Source organism: Allobaculum sp., assembly GCF_047010065.1.
GTDB classification, from domain to species: Bacteria; Bacillota_I; Bacilli_A; order Erysipelotrichales; family Erysipelotrichaceae; genus Allobaculum; species Allobaculum fili.
This window is the reverse complement of the sequence record NZ_JBKXLD010000001.1, coordinates 37,846-57,917: the sequence shown is the minus strand read 5'-3', so window position 1 is coordinate 57,917 and position 20,072 is coordinate 37,846. Positions and strand designations below refer to the sequence as shown.

At 51.0% G+C, this 20,072-nt stretch carries 12 protein-coding genes; 1 reads left to right on the top strand and 11 read right to left on the bottom strand.

All coding sequences use genetic code 11. The annotated features are described in order from the left end of the window. Positions 1-6: 6 nt before the first annotated feature. The 3 genes from ACLUYS_RS00195 to ACLUYS_RS00185 all read right to left on the bottom strand — a co-directional run bounded on the left by ACLUYS_RS00195 (position 7) and on the right by ACLUYS_RS00185 (position 5,099). On the bottom strand, positions 7-1,926 hold the full coding sequence (locus ACLUYS_RS00195) for a hypothetical protein (protein WP_412658574.1): 1,920 nt from the start codon (positions 1,924-1,926) through the stop codon (positions 7-9). 112 nt (positions 1,927-2,038) lie between these two features. Beyond that, a complete protein-coding gene (locus tag ACLUYS_RS00190; protein ID WP_412658572.1) occupies positions 2,039-3,529 on the bottom strand; it encodes a protein kinase domain-containing protein in 1,491 nt (496 codons plus the stop codon). Next, positions 3,522-5,099: an FHA domain-containing protein gene (locus tag ACLUYS_RS00185; RefSeq protein ID WP_412658571.1), complete on the bottom strand. Its 1,578-nt coding sequence runs from the start codon at positions 5,097-5,099 to the stop codon at positions 3,522-3,524. The genes ACLUYS_RS00190 and ACLUYS_RS00185 overlap by 8 nt, the downstream gene beginning before the upstream one ends. Positions 5,100-5,247: 148 nt before the next feature. Between ACLUYS_RS00185 and ACLUYS_RS00180 the strand changes: the two genes are divergently transcribed. Continuing rightward, positions 5,248-5,850 (top strand): hypothetical protein, encoded by a 603-nt coding sequence (locus ACLUYS_RS00180; RefSeq protein WP_230266757.1) that lies wholly within the window; start codon positions 5,248-5,250, stop codon positions 5,848-5,850. 183 nt (positions 5,851-6,033) lie between these two features. On the opposite strand, the gene ACLUYS_RS00175 is transcribed toward ACLUYS_RS00180, so the two are convergent. The 8 genes from ACLUYS_RS00175 to ACLUYS_RS00140 form a co-directional block, all read right to left on the bottom strand. Beyond that, complete coding sequence (locus tag ACLUYS_RS00175) at positions 6,034-6,540, bottom strand: NUDIX hydrolase (protein ID WP_230266758.1); 507 nt, start codon at positions 6,538-6,540, stop codon at positions 6,034-6,036. Between the two features lie 87 nt (positions 6,541-6,627). Continuing rightward, a complete protein-coding gene (locus tag ACLUYS_RS00170; RefSeq protein WP_412658569.1) occupies positions 6,628-7,911 on the bottom strand; it encodes a tetratricopeptide repeat protein in 1,284 nt (427 codons plus the stop codon). 540 nt (positions 7,912-8,451) lie between these two features. Next, positions 8,452-9,006, bottom strand: a complete 555-nt coding sequence (locus ACLUYS_RS00165) for a hypothetical protein (RefSeq protein WP_230266761.1) — start codon at positions 9,004-9,006, stop codon at positions 8,452-8,454. A gap of 102 nt (positions 9,007-9,108) precedes the next feature. After that, on the bottom strand, positions 9,109-10,209 hold the full coding sequence (locus ACLUYS_RS00160; protein ID WP_230266762.1) for a transglutaminase domain-containing protein: 1,101 nt from the start codon (positions 10,207-10,209) through the stop codon (positions 9,109-9,111). 369 nt (positions 10,210-10,578) lie between these two features. Beyond that, positions 10,579-11,349, bottom strand: coding sequence for an inositol monophosphatase family protein (locus ACLUYS_RS00155; RefSeq protein WP_230266763.1), 771 nt, complete (start codon positions 11,347-11,349; stop codon positions 10,579-10,581). 14 nt (positions 11,350-11,363) lie between these two features. Further along, positions 11,364-12,461, bottom strand: coding sequence for a DUF4062 domain-containing protein (locus ACLUYS_RS00150; protein ID WP_230266764.1), 1,098 nt, complete (start codon positions 12,459-12,461; stop codon positions 11,364-11,366). A 104-nt stretch (positions 12,462-12,565) separates the two neighbouring features. Further along, positions 12,566-15,157 (bottom strand): hypothetical protein, encoded by a 2,592-nt coding sequence (locus ACLUYS_RS00145; protein ID WP_230266765.1) that lies wholly within the window; start codon positions 15,155-15,157, stop codon positions 12,566-12,568. A 295-nt stretch (positions 15,158-15,452) separates the two neighbouring features. Then, positions 15,453-20,069, bottom strand: coding sequence for a hypothetical protein (locus ACLUYS_RS00140; RefSeq protein ID WP_412658566.1), 4,617 nt, complete (start codon positions 20,067-20,069; stop codon positions 15,453-15,455). Between the last annotated feature and the right edge of the window lie 3 nt (positions 20,070-20,072).

Here is a 20,072-nt window from a genome sequence, read left to right as displayed (position 1 = left end):
TCTGGCTCAACGAAGAGAAGCGTTCCGCAATCGTCTGCGTTTTCCATCCGCAGCAAAGCCGCCAAGCAGTCCGCAGGCCAGAATCAGTCCTCCCATGGCCGATGCAGGTTTCACATGCAGGGTAAGCGTGTCGAGTTTCTGACCGTCTTTGAATACTTCGACCCTCTGATTTTTTCGAGCGCTGTACAGTTCGAGATACGGCTGCCCCAGCTCATCTTCCTTCAGTTTTGCGGGCTGCTCTTTTCCATCGATTTGAAGGGCATAGGAAGCCGAAGGATCATCCACATACAGGCGGAGCGCTTCGCAGGGCATAATGTCTGTTCCATCCGTTTGGACAAACCCTCGGCAAAGCATAACTTCCTTGCGATGAAGCGCATCCCTGCGAATCATCCGGCCGTTTTCATCGAGGGAACAAAAGCGTTTTAAACGCAGCCCCGGCAGCTGGATCTGCTCCTGAAACATCTTCCCCGAATCGATGACGGTCCAGCTTTGATCCACCTTCTGCTGTCTGGCGTCCAGAAAAACCGCCTGAATCTGAAACGCAGAATTCGATTCTGCATCAAACGCCTGTTCGAGCGATTCGTACGTTTTCTGGGTATCGAGCGACTGTACAGTAAATGCTTCAAGCGTCCCGTTTTGAACGTCGACTTTCAGATCCTGAGCGGAGGACGTAAAAATCAGCTCACCGGGTTTATACGCTTTTTCATTTCCTTTCAAAGCGGTCTGAAGAAGAGAATCCCCGTATTTGCGGCTGGAAGGGCGAAGGCTCTTTTCCGGATCCGCGCTGAGAACGGCTCCGGGATTTTGTCGTCCGGTCGGCGCAAAAGGCGAATACAGCAGCGGATCGTCGAGAAGCGATACGCTGGAAGAAGCGGAATTTGAATCCGTAAAAACCGAAGCGGTCAGCTCAGCGGATGGCCGATCCTGCATAAACGAAAAACTAGCCGAAGAATTCCAGCTGGAATCAGAGAGAGGTGCGTCCTGATACGTGAAGGCATTCTCGACATTTAAAACGGATGGATCCGAAAGATCTGTGCCGTTCGTCTGCGGATTGGGCTGAGGCGTATCGGGATGTTCATACACCGCAAAATCCGAACTGTCGTTTCCTCCTTCCTCTGGCAAGTCATCCTCCAGAGAGCCGTCCTGAGAAGTATTTTCACTATAGGAAAAATCGGATTCGGGACGAGACAATTCACTGGCAGAAAATCCTCCAGCTGCCCAGGATACATCCAGCGGACTGAGCCGTTCGATTTCCGCTGGAGAATGGAACGACTCTGAATATCCGGTATCCGGCTCAGCATCCGGCTGCCCGTCCTTGTTTTCGAGGGAAGGACTATAGACGCTCCATTCCAGTGCGGCACCCGTCGGTACATGGATCAGCCGAAGCCGGCTATGCGGATACTTCAGCGAGAAGCGAAACGAATCGCCCAGAGCGTACACTTCTCGCCTTCCCTCTTCATCCTCGATTTCCAGAACGCATTGCCCAGTGTCGTCATTCAGTCTCAGACAAAGTTCGGTATCCGATAAAATCCGTTCGCCCGGCGTAGCAAAAGGCGCCTGAGGCATGGAAAGCGGCCAGTCGATACTCTCCGTTTCTTCCTGCAGTTGTCGCTGGCTGGCGGAAGACATGCGCTGAAGGCGTAAATACGGGCTGAGCAAGAAGGGACTGTCTTTGGACAGGGCGATTTCGCTGCTTTCCAGAATGTGTCCGTCTGAATCCTGCAATTCATAGGAAAGAACATGAAATCCTTCATCGAGAAGAAGATCCAGATCGTGCAGACGCGAACCATCGAGACAGAAAATCGACCGGTGCCGGTCGACCTGCGGATAACAGACCACCCGCGCCTCAGCGAATACTGAATTCGCAGGATTTTCTGGACTAAGACTGGCGCTGCAAGTCTGCATCACCGTTGTAACCACAGTCATATTCATTCACCTGCCTTTTTACATGCCGTTGATGACGGCTGCGGTTCATCTATTCATACGAGCCTGAATTGTCGAGGGCGAAAATTTGAGACGGCTTTTGTTTTCTCGAAAATCATTCCAGGCTGGAAAAGTCATCGGATAGTTTCCACAAAAACGAATTGTTTTTCTCATCTTCCTGGCGATCGGTTTCCAGAGCGGAATTCGTAACCAGAGGAAAATCCGAAAAGAGATCCTCTTTCTGAATTTCCTCTATGGAAGCAGCATCGTCTGAATCTGCGCTTTGCCAGTGCAAATACAGTTTCCAGAGATCCGGGGCGCGTTTGGCCAGAGCGTTCTGCATCGTTTCGTTTAAAGAAAGGGTCTGTCCGTTCTGCCGTTTTCCAATCAGCATGTACACGAGCGAACGCGCACACTCTCCGCTCATCTGTTCAGGAGTTTCGATCTCTGCCAGAAGGCGTTCGAGCCGATCTGGAGCGACCGCATCCGGCGTAAGGGCGACCATCTGCGCCATAAGCTCAAGCGGTTCCTGCCATCCGCTCTGGTCTGGGAGTTCTTCGAGCAGATCGTCCAGCTGCTTCTGCGGGATCAGGCCATACACTAAAAGCTCCAGCATCGCCTTTGAAAAGCGGATCGAATAGTTCGTATCGTCTGGCAGATGATCCATACAGAAGCCGGCCAGACTGCGATGTTCTTCGCGCAAAGCCGCTTTGGCCGCCACACTCCACTCCGCCGGGCTCAGTTTGCGCTGCGGTTTTTCTTCCAGAAGTCTGGCATACTGGGCGCACAAAACCGAGGCTTCGGGAAGTCCGTTCGACGAGTCGAGCGCATACGCCAGCCGCTCATTTTCGCCTGCCTGGGAAGACATTCCAATCGGCAGCACAAGCATCAATACCGAACAGCACGCGACCAGAAAAAGGGACAGGATCAGCAGCGCGCTTTTCTTTCGCGATTTCTTAACGGCCTTTTTCATGGCCTTCAACGACGAGAATCGCCGTCTCGGATCGGTACTCAGTGCTGTCCACGCAATGAGCGAAGGTCCAAACATATGCAGATACAGACGGCCCAACCCGATCTGATCCGCTCGCTCATCCATGCGTGCACCGTCCGCGCCTTCAGGCGGCAGCGCGTCTTTATTGACGAAGACCGGACGCGTGCTCCCGATCGGCAGACAGGCATTGAAATCGATCAGTACGGCATGTCCATTGTGGACCAGGACGTTGTCGCCTTTCAAATCGAGATACAGATATCCGGCCTGATGCACCTGTTCGATCAGCGCAAGAATTTGAAGGAAGATTTCTTTTTTCGCCTTTCGCGAGGGGCGTTCGTGCAGCCATTCCTCTAACGAACAGCCCTCAAACCAGGTTTCCACCAGCGTGTGGGCATACAAATCGGATCCATACTCCACTAAAGAAGGAGTCCACATCGAATCGAGCTTTTCCAGAACGTCTTTTTCCCGTCGCAAAGCGTCCAGAACAACGGAGGGCGCATCGATCGGAACGCTTTTGCGCACGGCTTTCTTTTGGGAGAGCGGATGCATTACCAGATCGGTCTGGCCATGCGGCGTCTGCTTGAGCGTTTCGATCCAGATCCAGGATTCACTCATGGAAAATCACCGTCCGGCTGCCCAGCCGAATTTCCATTCCGTCATGAAGGCGCATTTTCCGAATGACCCGCTTTCCGTTCAGCCATGTGCCATTGGTCGATTTCAGATCCTGGATGTACCACTTTCCCTGCGTATGCGTCAGCCGGGCATGGGTCAGTGAAATCGTGGGATCGATCAGAACGAGGGGACAGTCTGCCCGACGGCCAACAACAATGTCCGCTCCCTCCAGGTCCAGCCGCTTCCCTTCCAGATCCAGAAACGCAGGGCGCGCCAGTTCTTCCAGCAAAACCGTCGGATTCGCAGGCACTGCTCCTTTTCTGGATTTGGAAGTCGAAGAATTTCTTTTTGGCGTCATGCTGCGTTCTGGTTTCTGATCCTGCACAGCAGATTCGGATACCTGTTCTTCTCGTTTTGACAGATCGGGCTGGGATGAAGGATTGAATGCCCCCGAATCGGGCCAGAGCGGACGAGGGGCAAGCGGGCTCTCATGCGGGCTGCCGTAAGGCGTAAGAAGCGGTTCTTCGCGCACCGAAAGGGCGGAAGGTTCTTCAAGACCGTAAAGCGAAACCGAACCGCCAAAAGGCGTGTTGCTTTCTGGAACGCTGTGAGATATCGGATCGTCTTTTCTCGTTTTCCTTGCTTTCTTCCGTTTTTCTGTTTTCTTCGGATTGGAATCATCGGTTCCTTGCGGATTTGGTTCAAGCTTGAGAAGATGCGCTTTCTCTTTTGAAGACGTGTCGGAAAAAGGATCGAATGGCAATCCTTCGCTTTCTTCCCGGGAAAAATCAAGCGGGGAAAGCTTTCCGTCAAAACTTTCGGGCTTTGCCTTTTCAGCCCGGGGAAACAGAGGAGAGCACGCCGCAAAGGACGTCTTCTCTTCATTCAGAGGATCCGTATTCGTATCCTCTTCTTCCGACTCGGTCCACACCAGATCGTCCTTTTCTTCCAAACCGCTCATCCCATCGCCGCGAAGCGGATAAAGCGGTTTGGACCGGACATAAGGCGGTATGTCTTTTTTCAGACAAAATCCGAACAGACGGTTTCTGGACAGAAAAAGCGTTTCAAGCTCCTGGAGAAGAGCATCCGTTTCCAGCCGGCCATTCGCCGCCAGAAACAGCAGCCCGCAGACGGCGCTCGCTTTCGGATCGAAATAGTCCAGCAGTTCCCGATACAAATGAAGCAGTTCCTCCTGCCGCTTCATCCAGGCTCGAAAATGAACCGGGGCCCGGACAAAGTAAAACGCGTCACCGCGAAGGGACAGAAAAATCGTTCGGGCGGAAAGCAGAACCGGCTGGCTTTGCATCGCCTTTAAAACCTGTTCAAGCAATCCATGCAGAAACTGACACGCCAGTCGGGTTTCCAAATGGCTCTGCACGAGAAAATCGTGCAGAGAAATCCGCTCTTCCAGGCTGTAGTACGCGCTGCAGGAAACAGGATCGAGGCGAATTAAGGAAAGAAAGCTTTCATCCTCCTCATTTTCCATAACCCGCTCGTCATACAGTTCGCGCTCTTTGACGCGCACCTGCAGGCGATTCAGTCCATAAACAATTTCTGTACATTCCATCAGCATCTTTTCTCTCTCCTTTCCCGTGGCGTTCGTCGTGTTATACGAGCGATCGCCTACGAAAGGAAAACCGAATTGATTTCGACGTCATGCGAGAGTCAAAAGATGGATGGAGCCGGAAGACACGGGCGAAAGAAACAGCGATAATGAGAGCATGTCGCATAAAAAAACGCGCTCGGATGGACGCGGCTTACCTTCTTCTTTCTGGCTTTGGGGACTTTGCCTCCTTCTGTGTCTGTGGGCGCTTGGTCTCTGTTTATCCTGCAATCCCTGGCGGGACAATCTGACGGGTCTGGTCTGGATCGACCATAAATGGATGAGTGCGGGCGGGTTTATTCCTTTTGCCTGCCTGTTCAACGCCTGTTTAACGGATCGCGTGTTTCGTCAGTGCGAAGAAACACGTCTGGCCCGGCTTTCCCTTTTGTTCTGGGGAATCGGCTGGATTGGCGCATGGCTTCCCTGGCAGGATGTGAGCGTAAACCTGCTTTGGGGTCTGCTCAGCAGCCTGCACCTGTTTCTCTGTCCGCTTGCTTTTTGCGGGATTCTTCTGCTCTGGCTGTATGCGGCGCTCTCCTGGACGAGCAGCCGGGCGCTTCGACAAGCCGCGCAGGGAATGATCGGGATAGCGGCGGGATCTCTGGCTTTGATGGCCTTCAGCCAGTCCGTCAGTCTGTATTGCGAACTCTTCTTTCTTTGCGCTTCCCCTGTGTATCTGGTCTGGAAAATTCGAACATTTTCGCGGGACGCCGGCTCGTGATGTTGCTGCATCGCTTTGGCCGGTCCCTGTTTTTCGTCTACGAAAACGAAACGGACCAAAAAAATCCGCATTCTCTATTGATGAGAAATGCGGATCAGCTGGAGATTTTTCGATTTGAATTCTGGCCGTTTTAAACACAGCGATTGCGTTGAGGCGCGTTCAATCCGACAGCAGCCCAGGGCTTCAGATGTCTGCTTTCTCTTTTTGGACAGGCCGATCGTCCGTTACGATGTGCAGAATTTCCGAATGATCCTGACTGAGGTAATCCTGTAAAAAGGAAGGATATGCCCGGTACTGATCGAGCTGGTCGATCGGAAGCCAGTACATATACTCACGGACGCCCTGCGAATAGCTGTGGCTGTTCAGATTCTGGCTGCCTCTGGGTTTCATCCGAAAGTAGAAGCAGATTTCGTGGCATTCCCGCTCCTGGCCAAACTGCGTATCGCAGAAAAAGCTTTCATGAATGATCGCCAGGCGATCGACTTCATACGCCACGCCGGTTTCTTCGAGCACTTCGCGGCAGACCGCTTCCTGCGCGGTTTCTCCATGCTGGACGGCGCCGCCCACGGAATAGCAGTACGGGCTTCTGGCATTGCCCGCAAAAAGAGCACAGCCATCCTCAATGAGGATGGCTGCAGCGCGATAGCGAAACCATTTGTTCTTGCAGGAAAAGCCAAGATCCATTGACATAGAATTTCCTCCAGATTTCACTCGGACGTACGTCCTTATCGTTTTACCGGTCTTGCATGACCGTTTTTTTGTATCCGGAAAGCCTGATCAGGCTTCGTTTTCCTGAGACAAACTGTACTCGTCAGGCTCATCGAGCAGATGACTCTGCTGAATTTTTGCGAGATAGTTCTGCGCGTTTTCAACGTAGTAAAGGCTGCCGCCCTGACTGATCGTCTTTTCAAAATACATTTTCGCCAGTACGTAATCCTGCTGAACAAAAGAGATCAGCGCAATATAGTAGGCGCATTCCGCACTCTGAAGGCGGCTAGTGGACGCTTTCAGAGACATGAGAAAGTATTTCTTGCTTTCGTTGAAATCGCCGTGCATCAGATTCAGCTTATTTTCCAGCATGCTCAGCTGCGAATCCTTCATCATCATGCCCATCTGACCGCGCGGAAAACGCATTTTCTCCACGGCGTCGATGCAGCGCTGAACGCCGGATTCGTCTTTCAGCTGGTAGTAAATGCTGCCCATGAGCAGATAGTACTGAAGCTGATCGGAGAAGCTCGGACGGCGATAGGCGATCAGAACGTCCTGCGCCAGTTCCGGCTCATCGAGATAAATCAGACAGCTTGCCATGAGCGCCCGGTTAGCCAGCTTGTAGTGGCTGCCGCGTTTTGAATAGTAGAGCAGCGCAGACATGCAGGCTTCCGGATTGCACTCCTGATACAGAAGCATGGCAATCGAGTTGAATGCCTGCATCCGTACGCGGGACAGAAACTGCATGGCGACCATGCAGACGGTCAGCAGAAGAATCAGAATCCAGAAGTTGTCGATGAAGACTAGAGAGCATCCAATCGCAACCAGACCGAGTACAAACGCGAAACGAATCGTACGCATCGTACGGCGAACGTTTTCCCCCAGTGCCTTATAGCTTTCATCCAGAGGGTGATGAATCGTGTAAATACGGACGATTTCATCATCGCCGGTAATATCGGCCTGGCGAAGGGCTTTGCTTGTCGAACGGTTGAGCGTGGCCCAGCCGTAAATCCATACGATGATCGTAACGGGAAGACTGAGAATGCCGATCAGGACAACCCAGTCGGGCATGAACATCAGAAACATCAGAACGATGAAGATGGAACCGCTGTAATAGGCAGAAACGACATTGGCGACCGTAATCACATTCGCCATGCCCATCAGACCGATTCCGCCGGCAAGGGAGATCAGGAGCGGCTGTTCCATGACCGTTTTCAGCACGTCAGCCGGAAGCATATCCTTCGCCATGCTCCAGAACAGTTCGCTGGAGCTGAAGAAATATGTGGTAAGAAAGCCGATCAGAAAAGCGCCGAACAATATCAGCAGCTGCCGCTTGCAGTTATATTTCCACATGAAAAAACCTCTCTAACACTCGATTCTCAAAAGAGCGAGTCCATGAGAATCTCAAATAATACCTTACACAAGTATAAAAGACGAAAACCGATCGTGTGTCTAAAATTCCCTAATGGATGATGTGAAATTGTGGTATTCATTTTATTCCGACACACCGCACCAGAAAAGCCAAGTCGATTGCCGCGACAGGCAAACACTGGATAGGAGAGCAGGAAAATACGGAACGCCTCTTTCCGATCTTTCTTGCCGCCTGTACGCACAATCATTTTTCCTGTTCCCTTTCCGGTATTCTGGACGGCTGAATCCACAGAAAAAGGGGCCAGACCCAATTGGCGATTTTCAAAATCGTCATTCGGATCCGGCACCCTGAAATTCGAACGAATTCACTGGTTGCCTGCAGACTGCCTTTGAACTGCCGCACAGCCTGACGGCTTTCCTTCCTCCCCTATGAAAAATGACTCCAGAGGGACGAGAAAACCGATGCAGCGGACGATTCAGGCAATCCGAATTTTGTTAAAAACGTATAGCCTGGAAAGCAATTCAGTCGTTTTTTACTTCCCTGTACGTTTTTTCAAACTCTTCTCTGGTCAGCAGATTGAACGTAACGGACAAAATCTCCTGCTTTTCGCTGCGCTCAGCTTCATAGATCACAACAAGAGCGTCTTTGGCTGCCGTTTCCAGGGTTCCCCAGAGCTGCGCCTGAAAGTAATGGTCTTCATCTTCCGGATGAATTTCCAGTTTTCCATGCTTCACCAGATACTCGATCAGATCGTTTGACGGCTCGCCGACCTGCCAGGCCTGACGGGTCTCCGGCTTCTGAAAAAACGTATCTTCCCTGGCTGCGGGAATGTGATGTGCGAGGAAGAAATCCCGCGTGTTCGGATACGGATAGCCTGCGCCATCGATCTTAATGTAATCGCCGGCGCTGGCATGCTGGCCATGCGCCTGTCCTTTAGTTTCCTGCGAAAAGACTTCAAAGCTTCCATCCGGCAGCTGGATCAGTTTTTTCTCCTCAAGCAGCTGACGGATTTTTGGATGATGCTCATCGAGGGGATAAGCGAAAAGCGGGGTATCACAGATTTTCTGGATATACATGAATGCAGATTCCTTTCCTTTGCATGCTGAAGCACGGAAACTTTCAGTCTTTTTCGAAATCCATGTTATTACGAATTTGCCTGCGAATTTGCGCTTTCGTCTTTAGCTGGGATCGTATTGCGTATCGGTGCAGGCAGGCGCGTGATACTCGGTCGGATCATACGAGCGGCGTTTAAGCATGAACTCATCCGAAGTAATCATGTAGTCATAATCCGCTGCGCCCGATACCGTCTGGCCGTTCTGGCTCATATAAACGGGATCCCCATACGTCGAATCGCACTGGTAGTAATTGCCGTTGATTCGGATGACGTTCCATCCGTGGGGGCCGTTGGGAAAGACATTGCCGGTAACCATAAATGCCTGAATGCCCTGGTCCTGAAGCAGGTACGTCATCATCTGTGTATAGCCCGCGCATACCGATTCCCCGTTCATCATGGAACTGATCAGATTCTGGTTATCCGGTGCGCCGGCAACATATTCCACGTGTTCCACGACATAACTGTAGGCCGCTTTCAGACGGTCATATTCATTGGCCGGACTGCCAATTTCACTCCGAACGGTCTGCAGCTTTTGTTCGAGTTCCCTGTTCATCGCCGTCACGGCATCCAAAGCCCGGTTGTAGCGGTACGTGAAGGTGGTCTGATTCCCCATGACGGTATAGCTGCCGCCGGTATCCACCCAGTAAATTTCCGGATGCTCGCTGAGAAGACACATATAAATATTAAAGACGTGATCGCTGTCATCCGTAACCACAGAAATATCGGGATCGAATGCGTACAGACCCGAAAGCATATCGTTATAAATCTCCTGATCTGCAGCGCACATCAGACTGTAGTAGTAATATTCATTGCTTTTCATGAGCGGTCTGGCATTAGTCGGGTTGTCCTGAATGACCGTTCCTAAAAGATCATAGCCAGGATTCTGGGAAGAAGGGCTGGTCGGGGCACTTGCGGATGACCCGCCGTTTCCATTTCCGCCATTGGAAGGCGCCGTTAAGCCGGATGTGCCGCCGCTTCCGCCGTTTGCGGGAAGCGCGGGAGTTCCACTGGATGCGAGCGGACTGGTAAATGTGCTGTCGTAATAACGAAAAAGATACGGCGTGGCCAGAACGGTAATGGATAATAAACAGGCAATTCCAGTTACGGCCAGGCTTTTCAAAGCCCCTTTTTTTCCGTGGTAATCGTACATTCCGGTTCTTCTCATTTTCCTGTCCTCCTCTTCTCTCTCTGCTCAGTTCTGCTTCTTCGAAAGCCTCCATGCAGAGGCTCACTGCCCATTTGAGGAAGCGTTTGATTTTATTTTAACGAAATGCTTTTTCGACACTGTATCTTTTGAGAGCATTCTATTCAGAATGATCGTTTCTATAGAGATAGGGGTAAAAATACAGAAAATCGAAGCCGCCCTTTTCCGATCCGTGCGGCTGTGATGGACGGACGGTTTCCAATAAACGAAAAAGACGATTTTCCGAATCCGGTTCGGTAAAAATCGTCTTTTCTGATTATTTTTTTCAAGGATTGTCTATTCCTGCCTGTCTAAGGGCAAATGGAATTCAAAGGGCGAAAGCCTTTGTTTTCAGTCCTTTGTGCGGCTGTGTTCCTGGATAATTTCACAAAGGCGGGCGTTGGTCTTTCCGTTTCCGGCAATAACCGAAGTCGGTCTGGCAAACTGAAGCGGGCGTCCGTCGTAGTTGCTGGCTGCACCGCCGGCTTCGCTTAAAATCAGAGAGCCTGCCGCAATATCCCAGGGCTTAAGAACCTTTTCGAAATAGCCGTCGATGCGGCCGTCCGCGATATAGCAGAGATCGAGTGCGGAAGAGCAGATCCGGCGGACATCGATGCATTCCTTAAAGACTTTTTTGGCCAGATCAAAGTTGGCGTCTGCCTGATCTTTATGCGTAGAGCCGGCTCCAAATTCGACCAGCGCATCCTTAAGTTCCCGATTGCTCACATGCAGGCGCTTGGATCCGTTGAGCCAGGCTCCTTTTCCCTTTTCTGCCGTAAAGCATTCGTCGGTAAACGGGTTGTAGACGACGCCGAACACAATCTCGCCGTTCTGATACAGACCTAAGGAGACCGAACTCATATTGAACCCGTAAACGAGGTTGGTCGTTCCATCAATCGGATCAAGAATCCAGCAGGGATCTGAAAGACTTCCTTCTTCTTCTTCCGAAAAGAAGCCGGCTTCCGGTGCCATTTCTTTCAGTTTTTTCTTCAGAAACTCGCTGATCGAAAGATCAACCTGCGTGACAAAATCCGCTTCCCCTTTCATTGCGATCTGCAGATGATCCTGGTGCGCAAATTTTCCAGCTTCCTTAACTGCGTCGATAATTTTTGAATAGTCCATCTCTTGATCCTCCCTCAGAATTCGGCAGTTCCATCGTCCGCCCGATTCAGCATAAGCACATCGTGGTGGTATTTCTTTAAAAACTCGATCCGTTCCGTTTCCGTTTCAAAAACGAAAATACGGCCGGTTTTATAGTTGCTTTTTGGATGATGATAGTCCGCCGCGTCCTGAAATGTCCCGCGGATGAAAATCGGGCGGTTTCCAGATTCTTTATCCAGAATGGTAAATCGATGAATTCCATCTTTTTTCCCTGGTTCGATCTCCATGTCCCCGAAAACGCCTTTGGTGGATTTTGAAGCCGAAAAGATTCCGACCAGTTCCCGGTCCTGACAAAGATACGTTCCCTGCCACCGGGTAATATCCCACTGGCTGAGTTCAATCGTTCCATCCGCTGGGTTATAGCTTACCTTATGATTTTCCGCATTGGCAATGATCTCTCCCGGCTGCTCCCCTCGTAAAAAAGTAACCGTTCCCAGTCGGAGATATCCCTTCGCCACTTCGCTCATATGGACCTGATAGTAAGGGCGTCCAAATTCAAGCTCATAATAACTGTCCACAGGCATTCCCCGGATCCAGCCGCTCACCTGACTGGTATTGCGATTGACAAAGTTGCGGCAGCTTCGGATCAGCTTGTACGGATCGGTTGCCGGCACAGGCGAATGAATGGAACAGACGAACTTCAGCTGATCGCGGATATCGTTCACGGACTGGTGAGGATCGAGAGCCTGAAGTTCTTCAACCGGCATGTCCGCGTTTTGCAAATACAGATCTCTGGCCCGCACCAGCTCCGGTGTCAGGCCTACCCAGACTTTAATGCCCTTGTTTGTGGACGTTTTAACGGTCTGGCAGTATTCGTATTCTTTCTGGGTCCAGCTTTTTCCTGTATCGTCGCGGGATCCATACCGCAGCGAAAGAATCATGAGAAAAAAGTCGGAACTCTCAATCATTCTCCGGATATCCGCAAAGCCCTCATCCGCATCCACCGCAAAATGTTCCATCGCAAACGGGAATACGCTGTAGTCAATCAGTTCATCGAGAATGCTTTTGCGAATATCTTCAAGATCGCTGGTGGAAGACAGAAAGGCTGTATAGATCGACTCGCGGTTATTCATGCTCATCCCTCCTTTTCTGTAACGGGTAAAGAGAAGCTGTCCCTTTCTGGAAACGCAGCTCCTGTTCCCGTTTTTTCTTCAATAAAGCCGCATCGATGATTTTTCTACTTTCGTGTTGTGTATCTGGAATTGCCTTCCATCACAGCCTGACGCGTCCTTTCTTTCAGTTTTTCAAAGGCAAGCTGGCGGCCTGGGCTGGATGGGACCGGATCCTTGAGGAAGAACCGGCCAATTTTCTGACAGAGCGTAACGTCGAAACAGGGCAGGTCATTTACCTTATAGTCCTTTTCCGGATACTGGCTTAACGTCGGACGATTTCCCTGTTCATCCTGCAGCGGATTGGCTTGCAGGGTTGCTTCACTCACCTCATCGAGACGGTCCGCTTCCAGACTCATTCCATACTCCTCGCGCAGAAAGAAAGGCAGGGACAGTTCTGGAGTCGTTTCCACTAAGCAGACGTGCCGCATGAGATGGCCGTCTTTGGACTGATTTTTAAACTGGTCGATCTCGTTTCGTTCGATCACGGGCATGTACGAATAGCCTGATACGCGGGTGGCGGCATTCCATCGCCGCTTTTCCATCCACGTCAGATCCGAAATCACCGATGGAATTTCAAAATAGCCTGGATCCACGTCCTGGACGCTCTCGATCCGGCTGAAGGCGTTCATATTCCGGGCTGGACTGGATGAGGCTAAAGAACAGGAATCGTTCAAAGTGCCTGGCTCGATCACCGCCGACTGAATCAGCCCCAGATCAAAGAGCTTGTATTCCGCATGGGATGCTCTCGACCAGTTCGACCAGTTGCCGTAATCTTTTTTCAAAAAATTCGGGGCTCCCTTTTTCTTCGCTTTTTTGGAGGCGGAAGAAGTGGTCCGCTTGCGGTGTCGAGTTTCGGCCGGTTTCTCCTCGGCATAGCCATGAATCACGTCGTAGCGGAAATTGGATTCCACGGACGTTTCGAGAATGCTCATCTGCAGCGCCGCTTCGAGGCTGAAGCGCGCCTGATCAAATCCATAAGGAATGACAATGGGCACGTATCGTTCGGTGGAACCCAGAGCTTCTTCTTCGATTCCATTTTCCGGGGTTTGCAAAGTCAGCGGCAGCGGTGTCTGCATAGAAGGAAGCAGCGCCGAGTTCTGAAGGATCGGTACGACGAGCTGCCTGCCGATTCGTCTGGAATCATAGTTTCTCTGGGTCAGGAAAAGTTTCATTCTTTGCGCCATTTCCATATTTTCCGTCTGAGCGTCCTGAGCGAGAACGATATAATCCGCTCGAAGTGCCTCCTCCATCAGTCGTCTCATGTCTTCGCTCTCATCCAGACTCAGAAAATTCAGTCTGGCATAAGGGGAATTTCTTCGATTTCGCTGTGCGGATAAGACGGGATCCGGGCAGAGCAGATCTTCGTTTTCCAGACAGGAGAGCATGAGTTCCGGATAATTCAGATGAAGTTCCTTTTCCATGCTCGACTGCGAAGGATTCATGACCGTAACGGACAGACGGTGATTTTTCATCTGTCCTAAAACGATGGAGTGCAGAACAATGGATTTCGCCGCGGATGAAGATCCACAGACCAGCAGTTTCAATTCTCCGCTCTCGGATTCAGGCTTCTCAATCAGAGGAAGAAAGAGCGGGAGATCGCGCAGAAGATTGAATCCCATTGTCATATAGTCTTTTATTCCGTTCACCTCGAGAACCCGATCCCCGTTCTGGGCGGAGAGGTTCAGAAGATGATCAATGCGCTCCATCCATACCGGATCGTCAATGTAAATATTGACCAGCGTGCTCTCTGTGGGAAACGGAGCTTTGAGCAGCGGCTGCCGGCCAAGGGAGCGATTGAGATAATCGTGCTGAAGAACGCTCCATATTCCGGCTTTCTGGGAGCCGCTGTATTTTGTGAAGTTGGACAGAATTTCGTAGTTTTCCATGGTGTCGCCCATCAGGTAATACACCACCCGGGAAGACTTCTGCAGATGAAGAAGGCGCGGATCGGATTTCACACAGATCGCCTGAATGCTTTTCGCGCGTTCCACGAGTTCCATATTGGCTTCCGAATCACTGGTCATGTACGTGTCTGTAAAAATCAGCAGCGGCCGCTTGCAGCTCGAAGGAAGCGGGTCATTCAAATCCAGACCGTACAGCGCACGCAGTGTCTTTTCATCCCCGCGGGCAAGGCGTCTGTGGATATCCTCCGCCATTAAAATGGTTGCCTCGCTCAGCGACGTAAACACAATTTTCGGTCGGAAGGGGTGCCCCATAATTTTCAGCACCGGGAAAAGAATATCCAGAGCGGTCACGACCGAACTCAGCCCGCAAATGGGAGCCGCCACATTCAATACGGCGGTCAGATCCAGCAGGATGGGCTTGATCCATGCCCAGGCTGGATAGGGACCGGACTGAATCCACCAGTCAATCGCCTGCTCTTCCATCGCAAGAAACTGACCGTAATCCGCATCAAGAGAGACAGTCTGCAGCGTATTGATTATGGACATGGATACGTTTTCCAGTCCATTTGCATCCTGCGCGATTGCCGGACTAGGGCTGCTCAGTACAAACAGGTTTAAAAGGAAAACCGTGATGAGAATCCCGCCTGTGAACACGAAAATTCGATGAAATCGAAACTGCGTACCAAAGGCGAAAACCAGCATAAGAATAAAAATGATCAGTATCGAACCAGCCAGCACAAGCAGACTTTGCATATTCTTTCTCCTCTTCCTGTTTTTGGAATAAATCGAGTTCCAGTATTCTTTCAGTTTACGGAGAATATTCAAAATGCGGATGCGGTTTATTATTTTCGTTGCATTTTAATCCTCTTCCGTAAAAAAGCGTCCCTCATTTTCTGAATGAAGGACGCTTTTCAAAAGGCAAAATGTACAGACTGTTCCCTCCTGAACGTTCATGCAGGTACGGTTCTATTGAACGGCGCACCCGTTTGAAGCGTTGGGATTTTTTTCTGGAATTGAAAGCAGACGGGCTGAATCCATTCGATCCCGGTTACTGTTCGCCCGCTTCTTCTTCGCTTGCATACGGAATGGGCGGGAGCGTATTGAACGGTGTCTTGCTTGTACCGAGCATCGAATCCTGCTGAATCGGATAGTTGGCGAGGTACAGGCGCATACCGATTCCATACTCATTGTCTTCCAGTTCACGGTTGCGCATATACCGTATGGCGCGTTCGATCTCGCCCATCGCGACATAGTACTGGACTTCTGTCCAGACAGCCATGCCTTCATGCAGAAGCAGGTTCGTCTCCTGGTTGTCATACCCTGGTCCTACGTTCTCGGAGTTCCAGTGCTCAAACTGCCAGGCATGGGTCATTTCATGCACAATCGTCGATTTCACATTCCAGAGCGGAGAACCATTTTCCACATAGATCACTGTCTTTCCCTTTCGCGGCGAAGCGTAGCCTACACAGCGGGGATCCATTTCCGGCGTCGGCTTGAAGTCGGTCAGGTGCTTGTTCACCTTGCGGGCGTTCACCATATGGAATTCCAGTTTTGTTCGGAAGGTAATGTTAAAGATTTTCTCCAGTTCCGCATGCGTTTCATTGACTACACGCTTGAACTGAATCTTATTGCGTACAGCAGTGGCCGAGCATTCCGGGCAGCGCTCGCGGCCGTCTTTGAGCGTATCGTAATGACCTGGAGTAAGCTGCTGACCGCAGAAATCACAGTAATGGATACCCGGCATGCGCGGATCATACGTCGATCCGGAATCAAAATGCGCTTTGGCGGTACGGGCATCGTGAAGACTGCTTTCTTCGAAATGCATGCCTCGCAGGTATTCGAGCGTCGCGTCGAGCGCAAGCCAGTCTGGTACTTCCTGGGCGCCGTACTGAAGATACGGAAGAATAACAAACGGGGACTGGATTTCATCCTCTTCTTCCAGCTCTTCATCTTCCGCGAAGATCGCTGCTGGATTGGAAGGTCCTTTTACCGGTTCGGATATGGGCTGTCTGCCAGGTTCGGGTTTCGAACCGCCGCCCGTTTCCTGCGAGCCGTTTTCTTCGGGGGCGTTTTCCTCAGAATCCTCGTCCTTGCGGCCGCGTCCAAACCAGCCTCTGCGTTTTTTCTTCCGGCGGCCTTTTCCTTCTTTCGGATCCGGAGCCTTGGCCGGTTCGGGTTCTGGTTCCGGTGTAGGCGCCGGGTTCGGTTCGGGTTCTGGAGCAGCAGGCGGTTCGTGTGTTTCTACAGAAGACGTACCCGAAGACGGGTTTGCCGCTCCTTCTGGGTTTGCCTCAGTCTGCGGTGTCGGTTCGGCTTCACCAGAAACGTTTTCAGAAGCGGATGCTTTCTGCTCTTTTGAAGCAGCAGGCTGATCCGCCTGGGAAGCCTTCTCGGTCTGAACGTCAGCCGGATCGGCTGCCGGTGATGGATTCTCAGCTGGAGCAGGTGTTTGTTCGGATGAATTTGAAGAGTCTGCGCTCTCAGAAGAATTCGCTTCGTCTTTTTTCCGTCGGCCAAATCCAAAGAGCGGCATCACGGAATAGAGCGTCGGACTGGAATCCGAAGGCCGGCTGGCCATGGATCGCAGCGATTTTTGCGAAGGCAGATAATTCTGCACCTGCGTTTCGTTCGAACCGTCTTCATCACTGACGTCGTGTGCAGCGTCTTCGCCTTCTCTGTGCGTGGTCGATGGACCTTTGGAATTCCATACGAGATAGTCAGCAATGATTTCCATAATTCTCTGCAGATTTCTTTCTACTGTCACAAGCAGACCAAGATCGATATGAGAATCTTCCACAATATAAATCGCGTTCTTCTCCATATCTTCCTCTTCAAAAGCGACACAGGCAGAAGCCGCCCGGTTTCGATCGCGGTAAAGCGGATCGTTTAAGACGGCTTCCGGAATCTGTCCAGGAAGCGCAATCAGATATCCGGTCTCGTTTGGAAACAGAGTTCGGAAAACTTCGTTAAGCAGAACGGCAACGGTGTAGACCACTTCCGGTTTCACGTTTTCCAGCGTGATCTGCAAAAATTCCTTCTGATACAGGCGGCGAACATGGGCCGGTTTGAGCCGAACGTGCGAGGCGTGTTCAAAATCGTTGGGCGAAGGCAGATCCAGATAGCCGTCGGTCCGGACTTCAATATTCGCAAAGCCATGACGGATGACCATATCCCGGAAATGATTTTCTCCTGGCTGCATCTCGACACCGGAAATCTTATAGTCGCGCAGCTGACGGTAATACACGCGCCGCATGAAGTGATCTCCGGAACGGCGAACGATAATTTCGCTGTCATTGGAAATCGAAACGACCTGATAGTAACGGCCGTCCCACGAAAAGAACTGTCCAGGCAGCAGGACCTGATAAATCTGGCCGAGCAGCCGGTTGCCCATCGGATATTCCTTCGTTTTTTCGTTTTCAATGACGAAGTAAACCGAACGCAGGGCGGAGTCGTATACCGAATGGAGCTGGTCGAGGTTAATGCTGTACTGGAAGCGGGTGGTCTGAATGTCCGCCCGATAGGCATTGACCTGCGTCGTGTGAATCTTGAATTTTTCCTGTCCGGTATGCTTATGGATCAGATGCTGAAGGACGTCATATGTTTTTCTGGAATGAATGCCATGGATGGCCAGCTGATTGCTGATATAGCTTTCGTCTACCGGTTCCATGCTCATCAGCATGAGCAGCCGGATAATGAAGTTGCGCTCCGTTCGGGCGTAATCCGGAACAATCGTCGGGATCGCTTTGGAGTCAACTGTCATCATTTCGGCATTGGCCGTCATGTAATCGCGAAGCATGTAGTTTTCCGAAAGAATATTGACGAAGCCTTTCTTTTCCAGACGCGAGCTGAACAGGCGGGCGATGTCAAATGCGTTTCGAAACTCATCTTCCACGATCAGATAGCCTTTTTCCATTTCCGGCACCTGCCAGAGATGGCTTTCATAATGCATGCGCTCTTCCAGCTGGTTCTGTTCCAGACGGGTGTGCGTATATTCACAGAAACTTGGGTAATACTGCGAAACGTTCCAGCGAATATCGGCAATCGGCGATTTAGAAGAACTGAACCAGTAAATCTCATCTGCCCCATTCGCCAGACCTTCAAGGGCGATTTCCGTACCGACGCCAAGATAGCGGGAAATTCCAGGAACAATGCGGTTCTGCATGCCAGGGCCGTCCACATGCCAGATCGCCCGGCAAGTGCCGGCTTCGCTGGCAGGCGGAGCAAGGACTTCAACAAGCGGCTGATGGACGAGATGGCTCAGGGCGTCGACCAGACCGTCCACACTGCGGTCGAGCGCGCAGTAAGTGAGCGGATCGCCCGAAGATTCACAGATTTCCAAAATGTTTCGCAGACCGATCTGACCTGTTCCTAAAAGATTGGAAGGTTCCAGAAGCAGAACGAACTGTACCTCTTTGAGGAAGCCGATATTGTTGTGAATGAACGTGTGGTTATAAATGTTGTGGAACGTAATGATGCCGACGCTGATGTCGTCGCTTCTTCCCTTCTCACTGAGCTCCTCCGTCATCCACAGCTTTTTCAGGTTGGTCGTTTCCAGAAATCCGTCGGTAATCCATTCCTTGATATCCTGTGCGTCCGTACTTCGGCCGCAGATCACGAGAACCTTTTTATTTTTAAGGAGCGTGGCAATCATCGGAAGCATGAGGTAATACGTGAAGTCTCTATAAAAGGGATTCATTACGACCAGACTTTCACGGTTAAGCAGCTGTCTTGCCGCCTTCTGATAGTCCGGCTGCAGAGGAATTCCGATATCCAGCAGGGAGTTGAAATACGCAGAAGCCAGTTCATCGATTTCTGTGTTTTCGAGAGCATCTTCCTGATAGAGTCCGGTGACTTTTGCCACCGTTTTTCTTTTCTGATGATCATCGAAGCAAAGCCGGTCTCGGAACATTTTTTTAAGAGACGCACGGATCGTATCGCATTCCGCGCTGTTTTCTTCTTCGGCCAGAATTTTTCCTTCGTTTTTCTCAGGCTGCCAGCCGTTTAAAAAGGCGAAGCATTCTCCAAGAATCAGGATTCCGGCAACCGGCGTCATCATTGCGGGAATGTTCGATCCCCCAATGCCGGAATACACATACTGGGTAATGAGATAAATGAAATAGCAGAAGAAGACTGCCGCCATGATCAGAACCCGCAGATTGTAGTACCGCGGCTTGAGCACGTAGCGTTCCTGCGGATTGGTGTACTGCCGCAGGGCTCTTTCATCTTTCTCGTAAAATTCGCCAGAAGTCAGATCAAACAGATAGGCATGGTTTTCCCAGAGGCTGACCAGTTTTCGAAACGTCAGTTTCTTGACGAGCAGCCAGAACAGAGCCAGCAAAATGTTGGACCAGACAAAGGCCCCCAGACCCGTCAGAATCGTGCCGGCCAGCCAGGCAAAGAACGCATAGAGATAGCGGCCAAGCAGAGGAATCTGGCCCGCCAGATTCGCGATCCAGATCAGAATGTCGTACAGAAACTGAAGAACGGCATCGTTGTTGAACATGCCAAGGCACACAACAAGCAGACAGAGAAACGGAACAGCGAACTGATAGCAGCGCTTTTTCGGTTTTTCATGAATCAGAAACGGCGTCATGATGAAAAAGAACTGAAAGGCGAACAGAACCCAGAACAGGATAAAGGAGATAAATGCGTGGATATAATTCATCGG

Bases quoted from the DNA above. Each gene is read 5' to 3' on its own strand.
- ACLUYS_RS00195 (WP_412658574.1), bottom strand. From the start codon at position 1,926: ATGACTGTGGTTACAACGGTGATGCAGACTTGCAGCGCCAGTCTTAGT.
- ACLUYS_RS00190 (WP_412658572.1), bottom strand. From the start codon at position 3,529: ATGAGTGAATCCTGGATCTGGATCGAAACGCTCAAGCAGACGCCGCAT.
- ACLUYS_RS00185 (WP_412658571.1), bottom strand. From the start codon at position 5,099: ATGCTGATGGAATGTACAGAAATTGTTTATGGACTGAATCGCCTGCAG.
- ACLUYS_RS00180 (WP_230266757.1), top strand. From the start codon at position 5,248: ATGTCGCATAAAAAAACGCGCTCGGATGGACGCGGCTTACCTTCTTCT.
- ACLUYS_RS00175 (WP_230266758.1), bottom strand. From the start codon at position 6,540: ATGTCAATGGATCTTGGCTTTTCCTGCAAGAACAAATGGTTTCGCTAT.
- ACLUYS_RS00170 (WP_412658569.1), bottom strand. From the start codon at position 7,911: ATGTGGAAATATAACTGCAAGCGGCAGCTGCTGATATTGTTCGGCGCT.
- ACLUYS_RS00165 (WP_230266761.1), bottom strand. From the start codon at position 9,006: ATGTATATCCAGAAAATCTGTGATACCCCGCTTTTCGCTTATCCCCTC.
- ACLUYS_RS00160 (WP_230266762.1), bottom strand. From the start codon at position 10,209: ATGAGAAGAACCGGAATGTACGATTACCACGGAAAAAAAGGGGCTTTG.
- ACLUYS_RS00155 (WP_230266763.1), bottom strand. From the start codon at position 11,349: ATGGACTATTCAAAAATTATCGACGCAGTTAAGGAAGCTGGAAAATTT.
- ACLUYS_RS00150 (WP_230266764.1), bottom strand. From the start codon at position 12,461: ATGAATAACCGCGAGTCGATCTATACAGCCTTTCTGTCTTCCACCAGC.
- ACLUYS_RS00145 (WP_230266765.1), bottom strand. From the start codon at position 15,157: ATGCAAAGTCTGCTTGTGCTGGCTGGTTCGATACTGATCATTTTTATT.
- ACLUYS_RS00140 (WP_412658566.1), bottom strand. From the start codon at position 20,069: ATGAATTATATCCACGCATTTATCTCCTTTATCCTGTTCTGGGTTCTG.